Raw genomic sequence first — 19,526 nt, 5'->3', positions numbered from 1 at the left:
ACTTGACGCGCCGTCGAACGAGGTTGACGCGGCTCTGACGGCCTCGACTCACTGTTTCCCTCGCCGCTTCCATCCGAACCAGCCGAGCACCGCGAGTAATGCCACTGCCACGGTTCCGCCGATCACCGCCGATCTGTCGACGGATACGCCAACGGACTGAACTCCGCCGGCGCGTGGGGCGTAACCGGGGCCGTACACGGACTCGACCGCCGCTTGGATGTCGAACCCGGTTTCGGTGGCCGGTCCGCAGCTGTATCCCTCGTGTTCGGCGTCGACGTCGTACGGCGCCGAAACGAACATCAGTTGCTCGGTTCCGAGTACGTAGCTTGTGCCGCAACCGTTCCCGTTCGCGAGTGTCCCCACCGACGTCACCGACGCAAGATCGCCTTTGTAGACGCGGCTGACGTCGAACAGATAGGTGTCCTCGAACCCGTCCGAGGTTTTCTCCGTCGGAGTCCCCAGGAAGACAGTGCTGGAGACGCTCACTGCTTCTTCCGGTGAGGCCGATGACGCGCACGAGCACGCGTTCGCCGTCGCAGGCAGCAGTAAGGGCAACCCTCCGGTCACAAGAAGGATTGCCCCTACCGCCAGTGTTCGTCGCATCGCCATTAACCGACTATATGGTCTGCTATGGCGTGGTCTAAGAAGTTTGCGTGAATCAGCCGCCGAGCTTCTTGTAGAACGTGCCCACGATGGGCGCCACGACGGCGCGGGGGCTGTAGCCGCCGGCGACGGACATCGCCTTGCTCAAGATGCCCGGTACGACGCGCATCTTGTTCTCGGCCAGGCCGTCGAGCGAGACCTTGGCGGTGTACTCGCTCGAGATCCAGAAGAAGTCCGGAACGAGCTTGTCGACGATGGACGCTTCGGCCGGGTCCGGAGTTTCGGTCCGGACAGGGCCCGGGGCGAGGAGGGTCACGTTCACCCCGGTGCCCTTGAGTTCACCACGCAACGATTCCGCGAACGTGTTCACGAACGCCTTCGTGGCGGCGTACGTCGCGTTGTTGGGGATCGGCATGTTGCCGGCCGCGGAACCGACCATCAGGATCGCTCCGGACTTGCGGGCGAGCATGCCGGGCAGTACGGCCAGGGTGAGGTCGTGAACCGCGACGGCGTTGAGCTCGACCTGGTCACGCTCGTACGCGGGGTCCAGTTCGGCGATCGGGCCGAAGGTGGCGATCCCGGCGTTGTTGCACAGAATGCTGATGTCGCGGCCACCGAGTTCCTCGACGAGAACGGCACGCGCCGCGCTGTCGGAGAGGTCCGATGCACGGACTTCCACCTCGACGCCGTGTGCGGCGCGAAGCTTCTCGGCGAGGACCTCCATGACCTCGCCGCGACGGGCGACGAGGATCAGGGAGTGTCCGCGTGATGCCAGATCAGCGGCCAGTGCCTCTCCAATGCCGGAGGAGGCGCCGGTCACGACGGCGCGGGCTGTGGTTGTGGGTGTCGGCAGGCTCACGATCAGTCAGCGTAGCCGGTCAGATCTTCGCGGCCAGTCGTGTGCCCTGTTCGATGGCACGCTTGGCATCGAGTTCTCCTGCCACATCGGCGCCACCGATGATGTGGGTCACCACACCCGCGACGGTCAGTTCGTCCACGAGGTCGCGAACCGATTCCTGCCCGGCGCAGATGACGATGGTGTCGACCTCGAGGAGCCGGGGCTTCTCGTGCTTCTCACCGAACGTGATGTGCAGACCGGCGTCGTCGATGCGCTCGTAGTTGACGCCCGAGAGTTCGTGCACGCCCTTGTTCTTGAGGGCTGCCCGGTGGACCCAGCCCGTGGTCTTCGCGAGTCCGGCACCGATGCGTCCGGGCTTGCGCTGGAGGAGGTAGACCTCACGTTCGGAGAGTTCCGGTACCGGTGTGGTGAGCGCGCCCGGCGCCATCTCGGGTTCGGTGACGCCCCATTCCTGCTTCCACTCCTTCAGATGAAGGGTGGGGGAGGTCGGATGGGTGAGGAATTCACTGACGTCGACGCCGATGCCGCCGGCACCGATGACGGCGACGGACTTACCGACCGGCTTGCCCTCTCGGACGACCTCGGCGTAAGTCAGCACCTTCGGGTTGTCGATGCCGGGGATCTTGGGAACGCGCGGTGTCACTCCGGTGGCAACCACCACTTCGTCGAAAGAGCCGATGAGATCTGCTGGTGCGACGCGGGTTTCGAGCTTGACCGTCACTCCGGCCACGTCCAGCATTCGCGTGTAGTAGCGAATGGTTTCGGCGAACTCTTCTTTTCCGGGAATGAGCTGTGCGATCCCGAACTGTCCGCCGATCTTGTCCGAAGCCTCGAACAACGTGACCGAATGACCACGCTGAGCAAGATTGAGTGCCGCGGAAAGTCCGGCGGGGCCGGCGCCGACCACGGCGAGGTTCTTGGTCCGCCGAGTGGGGGAGAGGATCAGTGTGGTCTCGCGGCCCGCGCGCGGGTTGAGCAGGCAGGAGACCTGCTTGTGCACGAATGCGTGGTCGAGGCAGGCCTGGTTGCAGGCGATGCATGTGTTGATCTCGTCGGAGGCTCCGCGCTCGGCCTTGTTTACCCAGTCGGGATCGGCGAGCATCGGCCGGGCCATGGAAATCAATTGTGCGTCACCGCGGTTGAGGATCTCTTCCGCAGTCTCAGGCATGTTGATCCGGTTCGAGGCCGCTACCGGAATGTCGACGTGCTTCTCGAGCTTGCCGGTGATGTCCACGAAGGCTGCTCGGGGAACCGAGGTGACGATGGTGGGCACCCGTGACTCGTGCCACCCGATGTCGGTGTTGATGATCGTGGCGCCGGCAGCTTCGACTTCCTTTGCCAATGAGACGATTTCATCCCAGGTCTGACCACCCTCGACCAAGTCTGCCATGGACAACCGGAACACGATGATGAAGTTCGGGCCGACGGCCTTGCGTGTGCGTCGCACGATTTCGACAGCAAGGCGTCGACGGTTCTCGGAACTGCCGCCCCACTGGTCGGTGCGCTTGTTCGTGCGCTCGCAGAGGAACTGGTTGATGAAGTAGCCCTCACCGCCCATGATTTCGACGCCGTCGTAACCCGCGGACTTGGCCAGGCGCGCGCAGCGAATGTAGTTGCGAATCTGCCAACGCACCCCGCGGCCGGTCAGCTTGCGCGGACGGAACGGGTTGATGGGCGCCTTGATCGACGACGCGGAGACACTGAACGGCTGGTAGCTGTATCGGCCCGCGTGCAGGATCTGCATGGCGATCTTTCCGCCTGCGTCGTGAACCGCCTTGGTGATCCGGCGGTGACGACGCGCTTCGACGCGGTTGGTCAACTTGGCGCCGAACGGCAACAGCCAACCGGTGCGGTTCGGTGCGTAGCCGCCGGTGATGATCAGACCGACACCGCCACGTGCGCGTTCGGCGAAGTACTCGGCCAAGCGGTCGGTGTCCTTCGCGCGATCCTCGAGGCCGGTGTGGATTGATCCCATGACGACGCGGTTCTTCAGCGTCGTGAATCCGAGGTCGAGCGGTTCGAGCAGGCGGGGGAACTGTGTATCCGTCATGGCTGGGAAATTCCTTCCGTGGCGTTCTCGCCAGTGGGCAATGCGTCCAGAACTTCTTGGCACCAGTCGGTGAATCCTTCTTCGACGCGGATGCCGCCGCGAAGTACGAGGTACTGATGCAGCGAAGAGCCGGAAAGTGCTGCTGGATTGGGGAAGTCACGCTTCTCGATGAGTCGGTAGACGTCGAGGCGGGCGGCGTGGCCGTCGCGGTGGCGAGCGACTTCACGCCGTAGAGCGGGGAGATCGGCGTGCGCTGCGGCCCTGATCTTGATGGCCAACTCGTTGCGCAGGTGGTTCGGTTCGGACGGCTCGGCGATCCATCGGGTCAGTTCGGCGCGGCCGGCGTCGCTGACGCGGTACATCTTCTTGTCCGGGCGGCCGTCCTGCGCAATGGCCTCCACCTCCACCCAGCCGGCCTCGTCCATTCGCTTGAGGACTCGGTAGATCTGCTGGTGCGTCGCGCTGTGGAAGAAACCGATCGACTTGTCGAACCGGCGTGTGAGGTCGTATCCCGACGCATCCTGTTCGGAAAGGGAGACGAGCAACGCATGTTCGAGTGCCATGTAAAAAGTATCTATGCACTCAGGTGCGTATGCAACTAAGTGCGTACTAACTCGGGTGCATAGAACGCCCTGTATGTCGACCTCGGAGAGAGGCGCCGAGTCGCCTGCGCACAGTTAGGCTTCGCCGTATGAGCGCCGAGTCCACAAGCACGCAGGCCGAGCCACCCGCAGGCATCGGTGGTGCGGCCACGAAGAGTCAAGTGTTCGCGTGGGGGCTGTGGGATTGGGGATCGGCCGCATTCAACGCCGTGATCCTCACGTTCGTCTTCTCGGTCTATCTCACCGACGCGGTCGGCGACGACCTGCCCGGCACGATTTCGGCAACTACATGGCTTAGTTGGGCTCTCGGAATTGCCGGCTTCTTCATCGCCATACTCGCTCCGATCACCGGACAGCGTTTCGATGCGTCGGGCAAACGCAAACTCTCGCTCGCGATACTTACCGGCATCACCGTGCTCTCGATGGCGGGCCTCTACTTCGTCGAAGACAACTACCGTTACCTATGGCTCGGATTGGTACTGCTCGCAATCGGTTCGGTGATCTTCGAGCTTGCCGGCGTGCCGTACAACGCCATGATGCGGCAGGTGTCGACACCGGAGAATCTGGGTAGAGTCTCCGGCTTCGGCTGGGCTATGGGATATTTCGGCGGAATCGTGCTGCTGTTGCTGTGTTACTTCGGGTTCATCGTCGGCGACGGCGACACTCGGGGATTCCTGGGATTGACCACCGACGGCGGTATGAACATCCGGATGGTGGCACTGCTGGCCGCAGTATGGTTCGCGATTTTTGCGATCCCGGTATTCTTCAAGGTTCCCGAGTTGCCCAGCCCCGCGGTCGATCCGGGCGCGTCGAAGGCCGGATTCCTCGACTCCTATCGGGTGTTGTGGCGGGATCTGCGTGAACTCTGGAACGTCGACAGGCGCACGATCTGGTACCTGATCGCGAGCGCACTCTTCCGCGACGGACTCGCGGGTGTGTTCACCTTCGGAGCCGTGCTGGCCGTCAACGTCTACGGAATCAGCGCAGCAGACGTCCTGCTCTTCGGTGTTGCCGCCAACGTGATTTCCGCGATCGGCGCCCTGGTGGCCGGACGCTTCGACGATCGGATCGGACCCAAGCAGGTCATCACCGTCTCGCTCGCGTCGATGATCGTGGTCGGCGCGATATTGATCGCGGTGTCAGGGCCGGTGATGTTCTGGATCTTCGGACTCGCGCTCTGCCTGTTCGTCGGACCTGCTCAGTCGTCGGCACGAACGTTCTTGGCGCGCATCACCCCGCCCGGGCGTGAAGGTCAGATGTTCGGCCTGTATGCGACAACAGGCCGAGCAGTGTCGTTCCTCGCGCCGACACTGTTCGGCCTGTTCGCATGGCTCTTCGGCGCCGACCGCGCCGGCATCATCGGACTGCTGGTAGTGCTCGGTGTCGGCCTCGCCGCCCTGTCGATGGTCAAGGCGCCGGAAGGGGACAGTGCGGTGATTGTCAGTCCTTGAAGTAGACCAACTGGTGTGTCGTAGCGAGCAATGCGCCGTCACTGCCCCATATTTCGGCCGACTGATCGAAGTACCCGTTGCCGAACCGCTGAGTCCGCGCGGTGCCCAGGACTGAATTGTCCGCCTGTTCGGTCAGCGCCTGAGTGTCGGCGTGGAAGTAGATGGTCATCGAGACCGTTCCGGCCGGTGCCATCTTGCCTCGGCGCAGGAAAACTCGTGGGAAGAAGACATCGCACAGTGCGGTCAACGACGTGTAGTCGAGAGCGCGTGCCGGCTGATCGCGCACCCAGAGCGTCGTAGTCGAGTCGGGGTGCTCGCCCGACTCCAGGTCGGGGATCGCACCTTCGACAAACCGCATCTCGTAGTTCTGTGCCCAGGCGATGAACTCGGGGAACGGCAGCAGTGCAACGTCTTCGGCCGACGGAACCTCCGGCATCGTGATCTCGGTCGACGACCACGTCTCACGCCTCGTGCCGAACACTGCCGTGGCGGTCGTGGCGACGGTGCCGTCCTGAGACAGTTCGATCGACCAGTGCTGCGTCGAGCGGTTGGTGCGCACCGGGCGGGCGGAGATCTCGAAAGCGCCCTCGGTGATCGGACCGGCAAAGTTGACGGTCAACGACAGCGGATCGCCCAGTCGCTCGGGGTGCTTCAATACCGATTCGAGCAACGTGGCAGCAGTGACGCCGCCGAAAGGTCCGACCATGTTGTTGTACGCCGCATTGGTTTCGCCGGTCGACAAACCGGCGGTGAGCGACGTCAAGCCGACAGCAGCGTCAAAAGGATGGGGTGTTGCAGCGGTCTCGGTCATCGCAGAACTCCTGGTGGTGGAATCAATTCGGCTCTATGTATGACAACATACATAGAGCCGCATTCTTCGCTTCGGTCAGGATCCCGCACGTGCGAGGATGGCCTCGGCCAACTCTTCGGCTCGCTCTTCCGGGACCCAGTGACTCCCGCCTTCGAGGACGACGAACTCGTAGGGCGCGTCGACGAATTCACCGCAGCGTTCTGCGCCTGCCCGGCCGAGCGCCGAGTCGCCGGTGCTCCAGACGTACGTGGTCGGCACCGTGGTGCGATCGATGTCGCCGAAGTCGCGCGTCATCGCGCGGTACCAGTTCAAGGCGCCGGTCAGCGCGCCCGCCCCGCTCAGGACACGAATGTGCTCGTCGGCGAATTCAGGATCGATCTGGCCGTCGAACATGGCGCGCAGCCGGCGGAAGTTGTCCTCCGACAACACTTCCTCGGCTTTTCCTTCCTGCCGGAGAAGTCCGATGTACGACGAGCGTTGCTTCTGGTCCTCGTCCTCGCGTAGTGCCCAGCCGAAAGCTGTGGGGTGGGGGACCGAGATCGCGGTCAGGCTGCGGATCCGGTTCGGATGGCGACCGGCGACCTGCCAGGCGACCGCCGAACCCCAGTCGTGGCCGACAAGGTGTGCGTCTGGCAGACCGAGTGCGTCGAGCAATCCGACGACGTCGGCTACCAGGTGCTCAATGCGGTAGGCATCGACACCTTCCGGGCGTGCGCCCGCGGAGTATCCGCGCTGATTCGGTGCGATCACGCGGTATCCCGCAGCGGTCAGTTGCGGCGTGACCTTGCCCCAGGATGCGGCGCTCTCCGGGAATCCGTGCAGCGCTACCAGCGGAATACCGTCGTCCGGGCCCGAGATCAGTACGTCGAAGGTGAGGTCGCCAACGGGGATTTCGAATGTACTCGTGGAAGACATGGCTCTCACCGTACGTCGAAAAGGTGAACCCGAGGTCAGTTTCGAGGTGGATTCCAGGTGGCCATTCCGAGCATGATGATCCGCAGCTGCTTCTCTGCTCGTGTGATGACGGCGGCTTCGTCGCGATATCCGGCAGTCCCGGCGTCCAGGAGTTCGACGACGGCACCGAACATCGTCGAGACGATCAGATCGGCGGCCATTTCCAGATCGTCCGACGACCAGCTTTCGAGTCCGGGAATTCTGGACAGATCGAGGGTCAATTCGCTGACGAACAACCGCATTTCGGTGGCTATCGCGCGTCGCACCTCGCTGACGCCGCTGTAGCGTTCACGGCAGAGGAATCGAAACTGTCGTTCGTGTGTATGCACCTGTCGCACAAGGATACCCAGTGACGTAGTGGCGTCCTTCGTACTGGGGTTGCGCCTGGCGTCGCGCAGCATCTGACGCAACATGCGCATGCTTTCCTCGACGAGGACAACGCCGAGATCTTCCAGTGAAGCGAAGTGGCGATAGAACGCAGTCGGAACGATCCCGGCTTCCCTGGCGACCTCTCGCAAGCTGATTCCGGCGAAGCCTCGGTCGGCCGAGAGGTCCATTGCCGTGTCCAAGAGGGATTGGCGCGTGCGCTCCTTTTTGGCGGCACGGCTTTCCGGTTCCCTGTTGTCGGGTTCCCTGTTCTCTGGGCTCACCGGTCCGGCCTTCGTCACGACGTCGAGTGTAGGTACAGGCATCCCGGCTCCTTTCGGCAACTCGTGTAACTCGGGTCACATTCTTGTTGACATGTACTTGTGTGCACCTGTCACACTATCTTCGGTGAACATTTGTACACTGAATTCACGCAGTCGGGGGAAGCCAGCCCGGCAAACGATTTACCCGGCAATCGAAACACGAGGAGGGTCATGACAATCGCATCTGCTCCTGAGAACACGACACCGAAGCCCGCATCTCGGCGCGGACTGTCCTTGGTGGGACTGATCGAAGCCATGGCCGCCCCACATCAGATCGATCGCTACCTCGAGCTGATCAACCCGATGGCGACCGTTCGTGACATTCGCGCACAGGTTGTTTCCGTCGACCACCCGACCGCAGACTCCGTCACGCTGACGCTGCGTCCGACTCGCCAGTGGCGTGGATTTCAGGCGGGCCAGTTCGTGCAGTTGGGCGTGGTGATCGACGGTATTCGTCACACTCGGTGCTACTCGCCGGCCGGGGGCGCGTCTACGCGCAACGGGCTGATCGAGCTGACCGTGAAGGCTCATCCGGGTGGATTGGTGTCGCAGTATCTGTACGCCAACGCTGCGCCGGGACTTGTAGTCAGTCTTTCGCAGGCAGACGGGGTGTTCTCCCTCCCGGTCGACCGCCCGCGCCGGGTGTTGTTGATCAGTGGTGGCAGTGGAATCACCCCGGTGATGTCGATGCTGCGGACGCTCGTGGACGAGGATCATTCGGGCGAGATCGTGTTCGTGCACTACGCGAACACCGATGCCGACGTGGCATACACGCGCGCCCTGAAGACCATCGCCGAGCAGAACCCGAACGTGAAACTGGTACTCGTGTACACCGAAAGCGGTGGAGGTGATCTCGAAGGTTTCTTCGACCGCGCGCACCTCGACGCGGTGGCCCCGTGGATCGCTGATCCGGAAACGGTCGACGCCCAGGCTTACCTCTGTGGGCCTCCCGGACTGATGCGGGGAGTGCGCGAGGTGTTCCGTGAGGTCGACGTCGAGCACTTGCTCCATACCGAGGAGTTCGCACCCGCGGTGGCCGAGCCAGGTGAGGCCGGCGGCGAGGTGTCATTCACCAAAAGTGGAGTGGCAGCCGAGAACTCCGGCGAAACACTGCTCGAACAAGCAGAAGCTGCGGGCCTCAATCCCGAATACGGATGCCGGATGGGAATCTGCTTCTCCTGCACCTCCGTCAAGAAGGCGGGTCGTACCCGCAACGTGCGCACCGGTGAGACCGACGACGAGCCGGACAAGAAGATCCAGCTGTGCGTCAGCGCTCCCGTCGGCGACGTCACCGTCGACATCTGAAGTCCCATTTTTCTCACGACTGTCTGGAGACCGACATGTTTGGACTTTCACTTCCCACCCTCCCTTTCCTCGGCAACGGTTCCGATGCGAAGAACGACGCTCCTGTTGTCCTGACGTACGAGCAGGTTGAGGAGATCGGCCGCGAGTTGGACGCACTGCGTGATCGCACCGTCGCCTCACTCGGTGCTGAGGATCGGGAGTACATCTACAAGATCATCAAGGCGCAGCGTGGTTTCGAGGTCGCGGGTCGCGGCTTGATGTACCTCGGCTTCCTCCCCCCGGTATGGCTCGCGGCCGTCGGTGCATTGAGTGTGTCGAAGATTCTCGACAACATGGAGATCGGCCACAACGTCATGCACGGTCAATACGACTGGATGCGTGAACCCGGGCTCAATTCCGAAGTCTTCGAATGGGATACGGTGTGCCCGGCCGACCAGTGGCGCCACTCGCACAACTACATGCACCACACGTACACCAACATTCTCGGCAAAGACCGCGACATCGGATACGGCATCCTGCGTATCGACGACGCGCAGAAGTGGAACCCCTATTACCTCGGTAATCCGGTCTGGGCTTTTGCCTTGATGGTGCTCTTCGAGTGGGGCGTGATGATGCACGACCTCGAGATCGAGAACGTCATCCAAGGTAAACGCAAGTGGCACGACGTCAAGCCGTTACTCAAGGGTTGGTGGAACAAGGCAGGCAAGCAGGTCCTCAAGGACTACGTCATATTCCCGGTTCTCACGGGACCGCTGTTCGTGACCACTCTGGCGGGCAACGTCACCGCCAACCTGGTGCGAAACGTGTGGACCTACTCGATCATCTTCTGTGGCCATTTCCCCACCGGCGTCCAGAGCTTCACCGAGGACGAGACGGCCGACGAGACTCGCGGGCAGTGGTACGTGCGTCAGATGCTCGGCAGCGCCAACATCGAGGGAAGCCCGCTCTTCCACATCATGTCCGGCAACCTCTCGCACCAGATCGAGCACCACCTGTTCCCGGACTTGCCTGCGCATCGTTATCCGGAACTGGCTCCCGAGGTGAAAGAATTGTGTGTGAAGTACGGTTTGCCGTACAACACCGGTGGGTTCTTCAAGCAGATCGGTTCTGTGTGGGGCAAGATCTTCAAGCTCGCTCTGCCGCCCGGTTTGGTCAAGTCGAAGACCCCTCCCGGTGTTATCGTCGAGCGCCAGCGAACAGCAGCCTGAGAGGCACACTTTGATGGTCGGGAAATTCGAACGCCGCAAGGACACCGTCCAGGAGTTGACGGAAAGTGCAGCCAACCACGTCGGCTCCATCGCGATGATCATCGCCGGGGCAGTTCGAGACGTGACGCGCGAGATCGGTGACTGGGTGTCCGACGGTATCGAGATGCGTGAAGCGGCGAAAAAAGCTGCGGCCGACGATCGTTCGGAATCCGTGACTATCGAACACGACGACACCGATCCGCCTGAAGACTGGCGTTGATCCGACTGCGCCGTACCCGTTCGGCGTGACCGACGACGTTGCCCTCCGTCCTTTGTGGCGGAGGGCAACGTCGGTTTCATGGACTGCATACCGATCAATGGCGGTGAATCAGCCACTCATCAGCGGGAGATGCTAAGCAGCGCTCCCGAGACTCGCCGAGTCGAAGCTGCCGAGCCCGGTGCTACCGAGACCGCTGCTGCCGACCCCGCCCAAAGCGAGCGCGTTGCTGCTGCCCGCGCTCAGTAGCTGGACGATGATGTTGATGACGATGGGGTCGCCGGTGAGCGGGATTGTAGGCACAGGGAGACCTGCTTTCTGTTTCGAGATGTGGTGAGAATGTGAGCGGCGACGGGATCGTCGACGTAGTCAGGACGGCTTTTTCAGGCACTTCCGGTGCTGCCGAGCGACACGATCGAGCCGTTGCCGAAGCCGAGTGCCCTGGAGAGTGAGCCGAAGTCGATAACCAGGCTGCCCTGGGTGTGCGGGTTTATCACGGTGATTCCTGTCTGCGCCGCGACGTTTGTGGTGCGAGCGGGTAAGTCGATCAGGGAGCAGGCGTCGTGGGAGTTTCGCCGCCGCCGCCGATCGGAGAGTTGTCGGTGTAGAGGAAGCTGCTGCCCGCGTTGAACATCTGAAGGACGGTGTTCAAGACGACGGCCAAAGCGCCTGTGGTTGGTGCGGCGATCATGTGCTGGCTCCTGGTTTCAGCGATGGCGACATGGTGGTCACCGTGGTCACCGCCCTCACAGTGTCAGGCGGCTTGGAGCGGGCCCTGTGCGAGAGAATCTCGCACAGGGCCCGCGATTCGTCCTAGGAGACGCCGCCGCCATCCGTCGAGCCCGTGCCGGTGCTGCCCGCGTTGAAGAGCTGCAGGATGGTGTCGAAGAAGGCACCGAGGAGAGCGTTGTCCTGGCCGTTGATCATGTGGTTCCCCTTAATTGTTACTGGTTTGCGCGGTGATTCGCACCACACTTTTATAGCCCGGCTCGGTGCGGAAAAGTGGGGTCGAGGCCACCATTCGTGGAGAGCTAATAGCGAGGGTGTGAGTGTTCACACTTTCGCTGGACGGTTGTCCACATCAGTGCTGGCGAAAGAAAGCGAGATCATCGCAGCGCGCAGTTTGAGCAGCTCAGAGGGTAGAGCCGGATCCAATCCAGTCAGGGCGGCGATGCGCTTGATCCGGTTGTCGACGGTGTTCGTGTGCAGGCCCAGTGCCGACGCGGTGCGCTGGCGGTGCTGGCCGTTCGCGAGATGTATGGACAGTGTCTGCAACAGTTCCGGATTGCCGTGGAGTGGCTTGAGTAGGTTGATCAAGCTGTCGCGGCCCGCGCCGCTCCGCGTCAGTTGGTACTCGAGCGCGAGGTCCTCCATCCGGTATGACCGCGCCGGCAGTCTCAGGCGCCGCACGAGTTGCGCCAATTCATGTGTTGTTGCCTGGGCGGCGGCGATGTCTCCGACGGCGGCACTCTCACCGATGGCCGTGATCTCCACGCCGACCGTCGCGCGCGCATTTTGGATGACCTCGCACACCGATTTCCAGTCGGGAGTGCCCTCGATCAGGACCAGACCGCGTTGCGGTGCAGGCGCTTCGAGCAGTGCCGAGCCGAAGTGGGCCGCGATCTTTGCCTGAACCACCGTGAGATCGCGATAGGCCTGTATGCGCTGGTGCGTGCCGTTGCGGGCTCCTGTTCGCGTGGGCGGCAGGTTCACCATCAGTCGCAGGACGAGATAGCGGGGTGCGAGTTCAATGCCCATCTGGAGCGCGAGTTGGGTGGGATCGTCGCCGTCGAGCATGGCTTTCACGAGGGCGCCGGCGGAGTATTCGCCGAGTTGGGAACCGGCCGGAAGAGCCGCGAGATAGCTGATCGAGATGAACGAGTGAAGCCGCTGTGCCAGTGCAAACAAGAACTCGTTGAGATCGCCGAGATTGGCGGAGTCCCCGGCGTCGGCTCGACTGAGGATGAGGGTGCGAAAAGTGCTGATGCCCTCGTTCGTCAGGCTGAGAATTGCGCTGAGTGGCACGCCTTTCAGTGCTTGTTGGACGGTCATGGTGTGAATGCCGTCCAGGTCTTGGTCGGTGGGGAGTTTGCGGTGATCCAATAGCTGGATCCCTACTTGAAGCCCCTGCACGATTACCGCGATCAACTCCCGACGTACTGCCTCCGTTTGGAGGGAAGTCAACGTCGGGTTGGCGCGGGACAAGTGATCTACGAGATCGCTTGCCAGTGGGATGACGTCATTGACCGCTGTGGAGGCGGGCTTGCCTCCCAGCATGAGCGGTCCCGGGTTGTTCAGCAGCGCTGGGGACATGGGTGGCCTCCTCTAGACAGATGCGTCGCGCGGCACAGGCACCCGGAGGCTCGGCGCGTTACGAAGCGGGGTACACGCTGAGGCCTTGTTCGGGGGCATACTCGCCGCTGAAATCTGCGGATCGAATTGCGCCAGGCGTTGTGATTTCTACCACATGAACGAATGTCCAACTGTGAAATGGACAAATGTGAAGATAAGTCCATATGCCCCACGCGTCGCCGAACTAAACAATCGTCCATTTACGATGTTTTCCGACGTCAGAGCGGAAACGGATTCGGAGGACACCACGAGTTCCGTCTGGGATCATTGCCGTCGCCTGCGGGTACGTCGCGGGCGATTTGCTCAGATCACGGTCGAGGGCCCTGGGTCCGACGCTGTCGCGGACCCAGGGCCCTCGAGGCCTAGGTGTTGATTCGACCAGTCCGACGTAGGGGGACCGGTTCAGGCGGGAGGCACCCTTTTCTGTGCTGCCGTCTGTGTTGCGAAATCTCTAGATGACGCCCAGCGAAATCATGGCGTCGGCGACCTTCACGAAGCCGGCGATATTGGCGCCGTGAACGTAGTCGCCCGGCTTGCCGTACTCGGCAGCGGTGTTGATGGTGCGCTTGTGGATGCCGCGCATGATTCCGGCAAGGCGCTCGTCGGTGTACTCGAAGCTCCAGGAATCACGCGAAGCGTTCTGCTGCATTTCGAGAGCAGAGGTTGCAACGCCACCGGCGTTGGCTGCCTTGCCGGGGGCGAAGGCCACGTTCGCGTCACGGAAGAGCTGGATGCCGCCGGGGGTGGTGGGCATGTTCGCGCCTTCGGCAACGGCCTGAACGCCGTTGGCAATCAAGGTCTTTGCGGCATCTTCGTCGAGTTCGTTCTGAGTCGCGCAGGGGAGTGCGACGTCGCACGGCACGTCCCAGATGGACCCGTCGGCGATGAACTCGGCGTGCGGAACGGCGTCTGCGTACTCGCTGATGCGGCCGCGGCGTACTTCCTTGATCTCCTTGAGGAGGTCGAGATCGATGCCTTTCTTGTCCACGATGTATCCCGAGGAATCCGAGCATGCGATTGCGACGCCGCCGAGCTGGTGGATCTTCTGGATGGCGTAGATGGCGACGTTGCCGGATCCGGAGATCACGACGTTCTTGCCTTCGAGGCCTTCACCCTTCGCCTTGAGCATTTCGGCGACGAAGTACGCGACGCCGTAGCCGGTGGCCTCGGTGCGAACCTGCGATCCACCCCAGGTGATGCCCTTGCCGGTGAGGACGCCCGACTCGTACGTGTTGGTCAGCCGCTTGTACTGGCCGAACAGGTAGCCGATTTCGCGACCGCCGACTCCGATGTCGCCGGCCGGGACGTCGGTGTATTCACCGATGTGCCGCTGCAGTTCGGTCATGAAGGACTGACAGAAGCGCATGACCTCTGCGTCCGAGCAGCCCTTGGGATCGAAGTCGGAGCCACCCTTGCCGCCGCCGATAGGCAGGCCGGTGAGGGAGTTCTTGAAGATCTGCTCGAAGCCGAGGAACTTCACGATGCCCAGGTTGACGCTGGGGTGGAAACGCAGGCCGCCCTTGTAGGGGCCGAGTGCACTGTTGTACTGCACGCGGAAGCCACGGTTGACGTGAACGTTGCCCTGGTCGTCGGTCCACGGCACGCGGAAGATGATCTGGCGTTCCGGCTCGCAGAGCCGCTCGATGAGTCCGGCGTCGGCGTAGCGGGGGTGGCGTTCGAGCACTACGTGAAGAGACTCGAAGACCTCTGCGGCGGCCTGATGGAACTCGGGCTCTCCTGCATTGCGAACCAAAACCTGATCGTAAATCTGCGCTACGCGGTCACGTACGGACACCGCTCACCTACCTCGTTGTGAGAACTCTTTTACATTTCCGTTACATACTAGGCGCCTTTATTGCTGTATCGGACAACTGTCCTGTGAAGGTGAAATCGGACACAGCTGTCACTTGTGTCAGTTGAACGGGCGTTTTATAACAATTTGCTCAGCTTTCACTCTCTTAACACAGTCCAAATGGTTTGCTTCTGCAGTCGGGGGATCACTGTGCCCTGTGGTCCGAGCGTGAACGATCAGAGAGGCTGCATGTGCGTACGAAACACTCCATGTCGGCGATGTTGTCGATAGGCGTTGTCACGATTGCCGCGACGATTGCCGGGGCGCCGTCTGCTTCGGCGATCGGTGGACCGTGTGGTTCGGGAGGAAGCGGTTCCGCCGGATCGATGACAGGTTCGCTCGGCTCGCTGACCGGATCACTCGACAATGGTTCAGCTGGTACGGGATCCCTCGCCAACGCGTTGCCCTGGATCACCGGCGCCCCCAACGGCGCTCTACCGGTGCTGACCGGCCGGACCAAGGCGATAGAAATGGTCACTGGCCCAGGCAGTCCCAACAACACCATCGAGCGGTTCAACGTGTCGGGAACCGACCTCGGAATCATGTGGGACAACGGCCTTTCGGGGCCGGATCACGACGTGTTGATGGCCTTCGGCGATACAGTGGGCGACTGCGACATCCCGGGTGACGACTGGCGCAGCAACGTGTTGTTCCGCAGCAACGACACCGCCATCGCCGACGGTATGAAGATCGACAGTTCTCCGCTGGACGGCCCCAATCATTCCAAGGAGATCATTCCGGGATTCGGCATTCCGGGTGAGTTCACCACCATCCCGACCGCTGGAATCTCTTACGGTGGTGTGCAGTACATCAGATTCATGTCCGTTCGGTCGTGGGACGAACCCGGAGCTTGGACCACCAACTACTCGGCTCTGGCTTCCTCCACGGACAACGGTGAGAATTGGGAACTCGATCCGGCGACAGTTCGCGCCAATACCGAAGGACTCGGCATTCCGGGGATTCCGGCAGTATCGCCGATCAATTCCAACTTCCAGCAGAGCGCCTTCCTCGACGGACGCGACGGCTACATTTACGAATACGGAACTCCCTCAGGTCGTTTCGGTAAGGCGATCCTGGCGCGAGTTTCCGGCGCCGACATCAGAAACCTCGGCGCCTACGAGTACTGGGACGGCTCCGGTTGGAGTCCGCGAGATACCGATGCCGTTCAGGTCATCAAGGCACCGGTCAGTGAACTCGCAGTGCAGTGGAACGACTACCTGAACAAGTACGTTGCCATGTACACCAGTGCCGAGGGTAATCTGGTGATCCGTCAGGCCGACCAACCGCAAGGCCCGTGGAGCGGTACGCAGACCCTGTTGAGCGGAATCACGTTGCCCGCGTTGTACGGCGGATTCATGCACCCCTGGGCGAGCGGACAGTTCCTCGAATTCGTCGCCACCACGTGGGACCGTTACAACGTCATCTACATGCGGACCGATTTGAACGGACTCCAGATGGCGTCGTCGGATTCGCGCGATCGACCGGACCCCGCAACCACCGGTGAGGCTCGCGTCCTCGAAGTCACCATGCCGGAAGACCGCTAGCCCGAACAACGTTCGACAACTATGGCCTGCAACTCGATCGAGTTGCAGGCCATAGTTTCTGTGGGCACTGATATTTGGGTGATGATCAGAGAATGAAGAGCATTTCCTGATACGTCGGGAGTGGCCAGTGATCGTCGGCGACGATGGTTTCGAGGAAGTCGGCAGCGACGCGAACCTCGGCCATTGCGGGCAGGAGTGAGTCCTGTGCGTGCTTGGCCTGGTCGAATGGTGACTCGCCGGCGTCGGCGTCGATGGCGGCGCGCAGGGCAGCGAGCGCAGTTCGCAGGGCCGCAACTGGCGCCGACACTTCTTCGAGTGGAGCAGAATCCGGTTCGAGGCCGGCGGACTTCAGAGCGACGAAGTTTTGAGCAACTTCCGTCTGGTGGCGCACTGCCGCCGGAAGGATAAGCGTCGTACCGATTTCGGCGGCCAGGCGTGCCTCGACGCCGATGCTCAGTGCGTACTGTTCGAGTCCGACCTCGTAGCGGCTGTGCATCTCTCGGTGGTTGAAAACCTTGTACTTCTCGAAGAGTTCCATCGAGGACTCGGTGATCAGTTCTGGCAGAGCGTCCAGCGTCGTGCGAAGATTCGGCAGGCCGCGAGACTCGGCCTCGATCTGCCAGTTCTCGGAGTAGCCGTCGCCGTTGAAGACAACCGCACCGTGGTTGGTGATGATTTCGGTGAGCAGATTCTGGACGGCGGTGTCGAAATCGGCGCCGTCGGCGACTGCCGCCTCCAGTTCGGTGGCCATGTAGTCGAGAGCCTCGGCCATGATCGTGTTGATGGTGACCATCGGACCGTTGACTGTTTGCATCGATCCCGGCGCGCGGAACTCGAAACGGTTGCCGGTGAAGGCAAATGGGCTGGTGCGGTTGCGGTCGCCCGGATCGGTCGGCAGGACAGGAAGGGTGTCGGCGCCGATCATCATGGTGCCCTTGTCCTTCGACGACGTCGCCGCACCCTTGGCAATCTGCTCGAAGACGTCGGCAAGCTGATCGCCGAGGAAGATCGAGATGATCGCCGGGGGAGCCTCGTTGGCGCCGAGACGGTGATCGTTGGTGGCCGATGCGACCGAAGCGCGGAGGAGTCCCGCGTACTTGTGGACGGCCCGGATGACAGCGGCGCAGAAGACCAGGAACTGGGCATTGTCATGCGGATTGTCGCCAGGGACAAGCAAACTGCCGAGTTCGGAGTTGCCCAGCGAGAAGTTCACGTGCTTGCCGGAGCCGTTGACACCTTCGAACGGCTTCTCGTGGAAGAGACACTCCATGCCGTGCTTCTTGGCGATGGTTTTGAAGGTGGTCATCAGCAACTGCTGGTGGTCGGCGGCAATGTTCCCGCGCTCGAACATCGGGGCGATCTCGAACTGACCGGGCGCAACCTCGTTGTGCCGCGTCTTGGCAGGTATACCAAGTTTGAACAGTTCACGCTCGGTATCCATCATGAATCCGAGCACACGTTCCGGAATCGCCCCGAAGTAGTGGTCGTCGAACTCCTGGCCCTTGGGCGGCTTTGCGCCGAAGAGTGTTCGGCCGGCGTTGAGGAGGTCAGGGCGGGCGAGGAAGAAGTGGCGATCGATCAGGAAGTACTCCTGCTCGGGACCACAGAACGACACGATGTGCTCGGGGTCGGTGTGGCCGAACAACTTCAGGATTCGTTCGGCGTGGTAGCCCATTGCCTGCTGGGAACGCAGCAGGGGAGTCTTGTGGTCGAGCGCCTCGCCGGTCATCGAGACGAACACGGTCGGGATACACAGTGTGTTGCCGTTAGGGTTTTCGAGAACGTAGGCCGGGCTGGTGACATCCCAGCCGGTGTATCCGCGAGCCTCGAACGTGTTGCGCAGTCCGCCGTTCGGGAAACTCGAAGCGTCTGGTTCACCTTGGATCAAGGTCTTGCCGGCGAACTCCGCCAACGCGCTGCCGTCACCGACCGGTTCGAGGAAGCTGTCGTGCTTCTCGGCCGTCAAACCCGTCAGCGGATAGAAGACGTGGGCGTAGTGGGTCGCGCCCTTCTCCAGTGCCCAGTCCTTCATCGCGGACGCGACTGCGTCGGCGACCATGGGATCGAGCGGCTTGCCTTGTTCGATGGTCGCCATTACCGACTTGTAGACGAGCTTGGGCAGTCGCTTCTGCATGACCACCTTGTTGAAGACGTTGGCGCCGAACACTTGACCGGGCGTTTCCTCGGTCGTGAAACTGACCACCGGAGGTGTGTAGGCCTCGACGTCCTTGATCGCTTGCAAGCGAACTGCATTTCCACTCATGTGCTTACCCCTCGCCCGGGCCCAGGGCTGCGCTGCTGATTGCGAGCCCGACTTCGGCAAACCCTACGAACCTCCGGTATCGGGGGTGTTTCGTAGATATTGCGCCTGTCCGCAAACTTCGAGTCACAACGGAAATGTCGATCTGTCGGAGGTCTACGGCAGACTTCGAGCGGAGGGGTCAACGCGGGACAGTCGAATCGGAGAATCTTTGTGATCAGGGTTTTGGTGCCAACCACGGTGGAGCAGGGCGATCTCGCGGAAGTGCTTCGGTTGTACGACGAACTTGTCACCGAGACCCGAAAAGAGGACGGCTGCATCAATTACGAGTTACTGCAGCGCACCGACAATCCCTGCGAGCTCGTGTTGGCGGAGGAATGGAAATCGCAGGAGCACCTCGACGCCCACACCCATACCGAGCACTTCGTCAGGTTGGTCGCGGCGCTGGACAAGCTCGAGACGGCAGCGCCGGCCCAGATCTTCACGAAGGTTCTGTAGCGGCAAGGTCAGACCTCAGTGCCGCCTACCAACATTCAGGCACGAGCGAGCGTGCCGTCCGATGTGGGGGCCACGGTGCCGCAGTAAAAGCAGTGGGTTCGTCGAGGTATTGCACCCCGTGTCTTCCGCCGTGAAAAGAAGTTCGAATCGAATAACAGGCGGCTGTGACGTCGACTGCGAGAGAGCCGTCGACCACCGATATCACCCAGGTGTCGAATTCTTCGAGCAGTAC

Annotated in this window: 19 protein-coding genes; 6 read left to right on the top strand and 13 right to left on the bottom strand. The window is 61.8% G+C overall.

Annotated elements, in window-relative coordinates:
• Positions 1–48: 48 nt before the first annotated feature.
• From ACFQ6Y_RS23105 to ACFQ6Y_RS23090, 4 genes are all read right to left on the bottom strand, one after another.
• Complete coding sequence (locus tag ACFQ6Y_RS23105; protein ID WP_378637568.1) at positions 49–486, bottom strand: hypothetical protein; 438 nt, start codon at positions 484–486, stop codon at positions 49–51.
• A 172-nt stretch (positions 487–658) separates the two neighbouring features.
• Positions 659–1,462 carry a mycolate reductase gene (gene cmrA, locus ACFQ6Y_RS23100; RefSeq protein WP_019749133.1) on the bottom strand — a complete coding sequence of 268 codons (804 nt, stop codon included), beginning with the start codon at positions 1,460–1,462 and terminating at the stop codon, positions 659–661.
• Positions 1,463–1,481: 19 nt separating this feature from the next.
• Entirely contained in the window at positions 1,482–3,512 is a 2,031-nt protein-coding gene (locus ACFQ6Y_RS23095; protein WP_378550167.1) for an FAD-dependent oxidoreductase, read from the bottom strand.
• Positions 3,509–4,075 (bottom strand): PadR family transcriptional regulator, encoded by a 567-nt coding sequence (locus tag ACFQ6Y_RS23090; protein ID WP_378637565.1) that lies wholly within the window; start codon positions 4,073–4,075, stop codon positions 3,509–3,511. Before ACFQ6Y_RS23090 ends, ACFQ6Y_RS23095 begins: the two co-directional genes overlap by 4 nt.
• A gap of 128 nt (positions 4,076–4,203) precedes the next feature.
• On the opposite strand from ACFQ6Y_RS23090, the gene ACFQ6Y_RS23085 reads away from it, so the two are divergent.
• Entirely contained in the window at positions 4,204–5,565 is a 1,362-nt protein-coding gene (locus tag ACFQ6Y_RS23085; protein WP_378449687.1) for an MFS transporter, read from the top strand.
• Here the strand turns inward: ACFQ6Y_RS23085 and ACFQ6Y_RS23080 are convergent.
• The 3 genes from ACFQ6Y_RS23080 to ACFQ6Y_RS23070 all read right to left on the bottom strand — a co-directional run bounded on the left by ACFQ6Y_RS23080 (position 5,555) and on the right by ACFQ6Y_RS23070 (position 8,022).
• Positions 5,555–6,376, bottom strand: a complete 822-nt coding sequence (locus ACFQ6Y_RS23080; protein WP_378550162.1) for an acyl-CoA thioesterase — start codon at positions 6,374–6,376, stop codon at positions 5,555–5,557. The genes ACFQ6Y_RS23085 and ACFQ6Y_RS23080 overlap by 11 nt on opposite strands.
• Before the next feature lie 75 nt (positions 6,377–6,451).
• Positions 6,452–7,291 carry an alpha/beta fold hydrolase gene (locus ACFQ6Y_RS23075; RefSeq protein WP_378449689.1) on the bottom strand — a complete coding sequence of 280 codons (840 nt, stop codon included), beginning with the start codon at positions 7,289–7,291 and terminating at the stop codon, positions 6,452–6,454.
• 35 nt (positions 7,292–7,326) lie between these two features.
• Positions 7,327–8,022: a TetR family transcriptional regulator gene (locus ACFQ6Y_RS23070; RefSeq protein ID WP_378637553.1), complete on the bottom strand. Its 696-nt coding sequence runs from the start codon at positions 8,020–8,022 to the stop codon at positions 7,327–7,329.
• Positions 8,023–8,190: 168 nt separating this feature from the next.
• On the opposite strand from ACFQ6Y_RS23070, the gene ACFQ6Y_RS23065 reads away from it, so the two are divergent.
• Genes ACFQ6Y_RS23065 through ACFQ6Y_RS23055 form a run of 3 tightly spaced genes read left to right on the top strand, consistent with a single transcriptional unit; the run spans position 8,191 to position 10,791 of the window.
• Positions 8,191–9,324: a ferredoxin reductase gene (locus ACFQ6Y_RS23065; RefSeq protein WP_378637550.1), complete on the top strand. Its 1,134-nt coding sequence runs from the start codon at positions 8,191–8,193 to the stop codon at positions 9,322–9,324.
• A 35-nt stretch (positions 9,325–9,359) separates the two neighbouring features.
• Positions 9,360–10,532: a fatty acid desaturase family protein gene (locus tag ACFQ6Y_RS23060; protein ID WP_378449692.1), complete on the top strand. Its 1,173-nt coding sequence runs from the start codon at positions 9,360–9,362 to the stop codon at positions 10,530–10,532.
• A 13-nt stretch (positions 10,533–10,545) separates the two neighbouring features.
• Entirely contained in the window at positions 10,546–10,791 is a 246-nt protein-coding gene (locus ACFQ6Y_RS23055; protein ID WP_283304040.1) for a hypothetical protein, read from the top strand.
• Between the two features lie 132 nt (positions 10,792–10,923).
• Here ACFQ6Y_RS23055 and ACFQ6Y_RS23050 read toward each other — a convergent pair whose 3' ends face one another.
• From ACFQ6Y_RS23050 to gdhA, 4 genes are all read right to left on the bottom strand, one after another.
• A complete protein-coding gene (locus tag ACFQ6Y_RS23050; protein WP_003945367.1) occupies positions 10,924–11,091 on the bottom strand; it encodes a hypothetical protein in 168 nt (55 codons plus the stop codon).
• A 244-nt stretch (positions 11,092–11,335) separates the two neighbouring features.
• Positions 11,336–11,479, bottom strand: a complete 144-nt coding sequence (locus tag ACFQ6Y_RS23045) for a hypothetical protein (RefSeq protein WP_003945326.1) — start codon at positions 11,477–11,479, stop codon at positions 11,336–11,338.
• A 362-nt stretch (positions 11,480–11,841) separates the two neighbouring features.
• Entirely contained in the window at positions 11,842–13,101 is a 1,260-nt protein-coding gene (locus ACFQ6Y_RS23040; protein ID WP_378637546.1) for a PucR family transcriptional regulator, read from the bottom strand.
• A gap of 490 nt (positions 13,102–13,591) precedes the next feature.
• Complete coding sequence (gene gdhA, locus ACFQ6Y_RS23035) at positions 13,592–14,935, bottom strand: NADP-specific glutamate dehydrogenase (RefSeq protein WP_317556274.1); 1,344 nt, start codon at positions 14,933–14,935, stop codon at positions 13,592–13,594.
• A 266-nt stretch (positions 14,936–15,201) separates the two neighbouring features.
• Between gdhA and ACFQ6Y_RS23030 the strand changes: the two genes are divergently transcribed.
• Positions 15,202–16,536 (top strand): DUF4185 domain-containing protein, encoded by a 1,335-nt coding sequence (locus ACFQ6Y_RS23030; RefSeq protein ID WP_378538534.1) that lies wholly within the window; start codon positions 15,202–15,204, stop codon positions 16,534–16,536.
• Positions 16,537–16,621: 85 nt separating this feature from the next.
• Here the strand turns inward: ACFQ6Y_RS23030 and ACFQ6Y_RS23025 are convergent, their stop codons facing one another.
• Positions 16,622–18,799 (bottom strand): glutamine synthetase III, encoded by a 2,178-nt coding sequence (locus ACFQ6Y_RS23025; protein ID WP_378537904.1) that lies wholly within the window; start codon positions 18,797–18,799, stop codon positions 16,622–16,624.
• 225 nt (positions 18,800–19,024) lie between these two features.
• On the opposite strand from ACFQ6Y_RS23025, the gene ACFQ6Y_RS23020 reads away from it, so the two are divergent.
• Positions 19,025–19,294, top strand: a complete 270-nt coding sequence (locus ACFQ6Y_RS23020) for a putative quinol monooxygenase (RefSeq protein ID WP_378637542.1) — start codon at positions 19,025–19,027, stop codon at positions 19,292–19,294.
• A 25-nt stretch (positions 19,295–19,319) separates the two neighbouring features.
• On the opposite strand, the gene ACFQ6Y_RS23015 is transcribed toward ACFQ6Y_RS23020, so the two are convergent.
• On the bottom strand, positions 19,320–19,499 hold the full coding sequence (locus ACFQ6Y_RS23015; protein ID WP_378637538.1) for a hypothetical protein: 180 nt from the start codon (positions 19,497–19,499) through the stop codon (positions 19,320–19,322).
• Positions 19,500–19,526 lie beyond the last annotated feature (27 nt).

Origin of the sequence: Rhodococcus sp. NPDC056516 (assembly GCF_042794655.1) — a bacterium.
In the GTDB taxonomy this organism is placed as follows: Bacteria; Actinomycetota; Actinomycetes; order Mycobacteriales; family Mycobacteriaceae; genus Rhodococcus_F.
Note: the sequence above shows the minus strand (reverse complement) of the source record. Positions and strands in the feature narration are given on the sequence as shown.

Bases quoted from the DNA above. Each gene is read 5' to 3' on its own strand.
- ACFQ6Y_RS23085 (WP_378449687.1), top strand. From the start codon at position 4,204: ATGAGCGCCGAGTCCACAAGCACGCAGGCCGAGCCACCCGCAGGCATC.
- ACFQ6Y_RS23030 (WP_378538534.1), top strand. From the start codon at position 15,202: ATGTCGGCGATGTTGTCGATAGGCGTTGTCACGATTGCCGCGACGATT.
- ACFQ6Y_RS23060 (WP_378449692.1), top strand. From the start codon at position 9,360: ATGTTTGGACTTTCACTTCCCACCCTCCCTTTCCTCGGCAACGGTTCC.
- ACFQ6Y_RS23070 (WP_378637553.1), bottom strand. From the start codon at position 8,022: ATGCCTGTACCTACACTCGACGTCGTGACGAAGGCCGGACCGGTGAGC.
- ACFQ6Y_RS23075 (WP_378449689.1), bottom strand. From the start codon at position 7,291: ATGTCTTCCACGAGTACATTCGAAATCCCCGTTGGCGACCTCACCTTC.
- ACFQ6Y_RS23040 (WP_378637546.1), bottom strand. From the start codon at position 13,101: ATGTCCCCAGCGCTGCTGAACAACCCGGGACCGCTCATGCTGGGAGGC.
- ACFQ6Y_RS23045 (WP_003945326.1), bottom strand. From the start codon at position 11,479: ATGATCGCCGCACCAACCACAGGCGCTTTGGCCGTCGTCTTGAACACC.
- ACFQ6Y_RS23055 (WP_283304040.1), top strand. From the start codon at position 10,546: ATGGTCGGGAAATTCGAACGCCGCAAGGACACCGTCCAGGAGTTGACG.
- ACFQ6Y_RS23065 (WP_378637550.1), top strand. From the start codon at position 8,191: ATGACAATCGCATCTGCTCCTGAGAACACGACACCGAAGCCCGCATCT.
- ACFQ6Y_RS23090 (WP_378637565.1), bottom strand. From the start codon at position 4,075: ATGGCACTCGAACATGCGTTGCTCGTCTCCCTTTCCGAACAGGATGCG.
- ACFQ6Y_RS23080 (WP_378550162.1), bottom strand. From the start codon at position 6,376: ATGACCGAGACCGCTGCAACACCCCATCCTTTTGACGCTGCTGTCGGC.
- ACFQ6Y_RS23025 (WP_378537904.1), bottom strand. From the start codon at position 18,799: ATGAGTGGAAATGCAGTTCGCTTGCAAGCGATCAAGGACGTCGAGGCC.
- ACFQ6Y_RS23095 (WP_378550167.1), bottom strand. From the start codon at position 3,512: ATGACGGATACACAGTTCCCCCGCCTGCTCGAACCGCTCGACCTCGGA.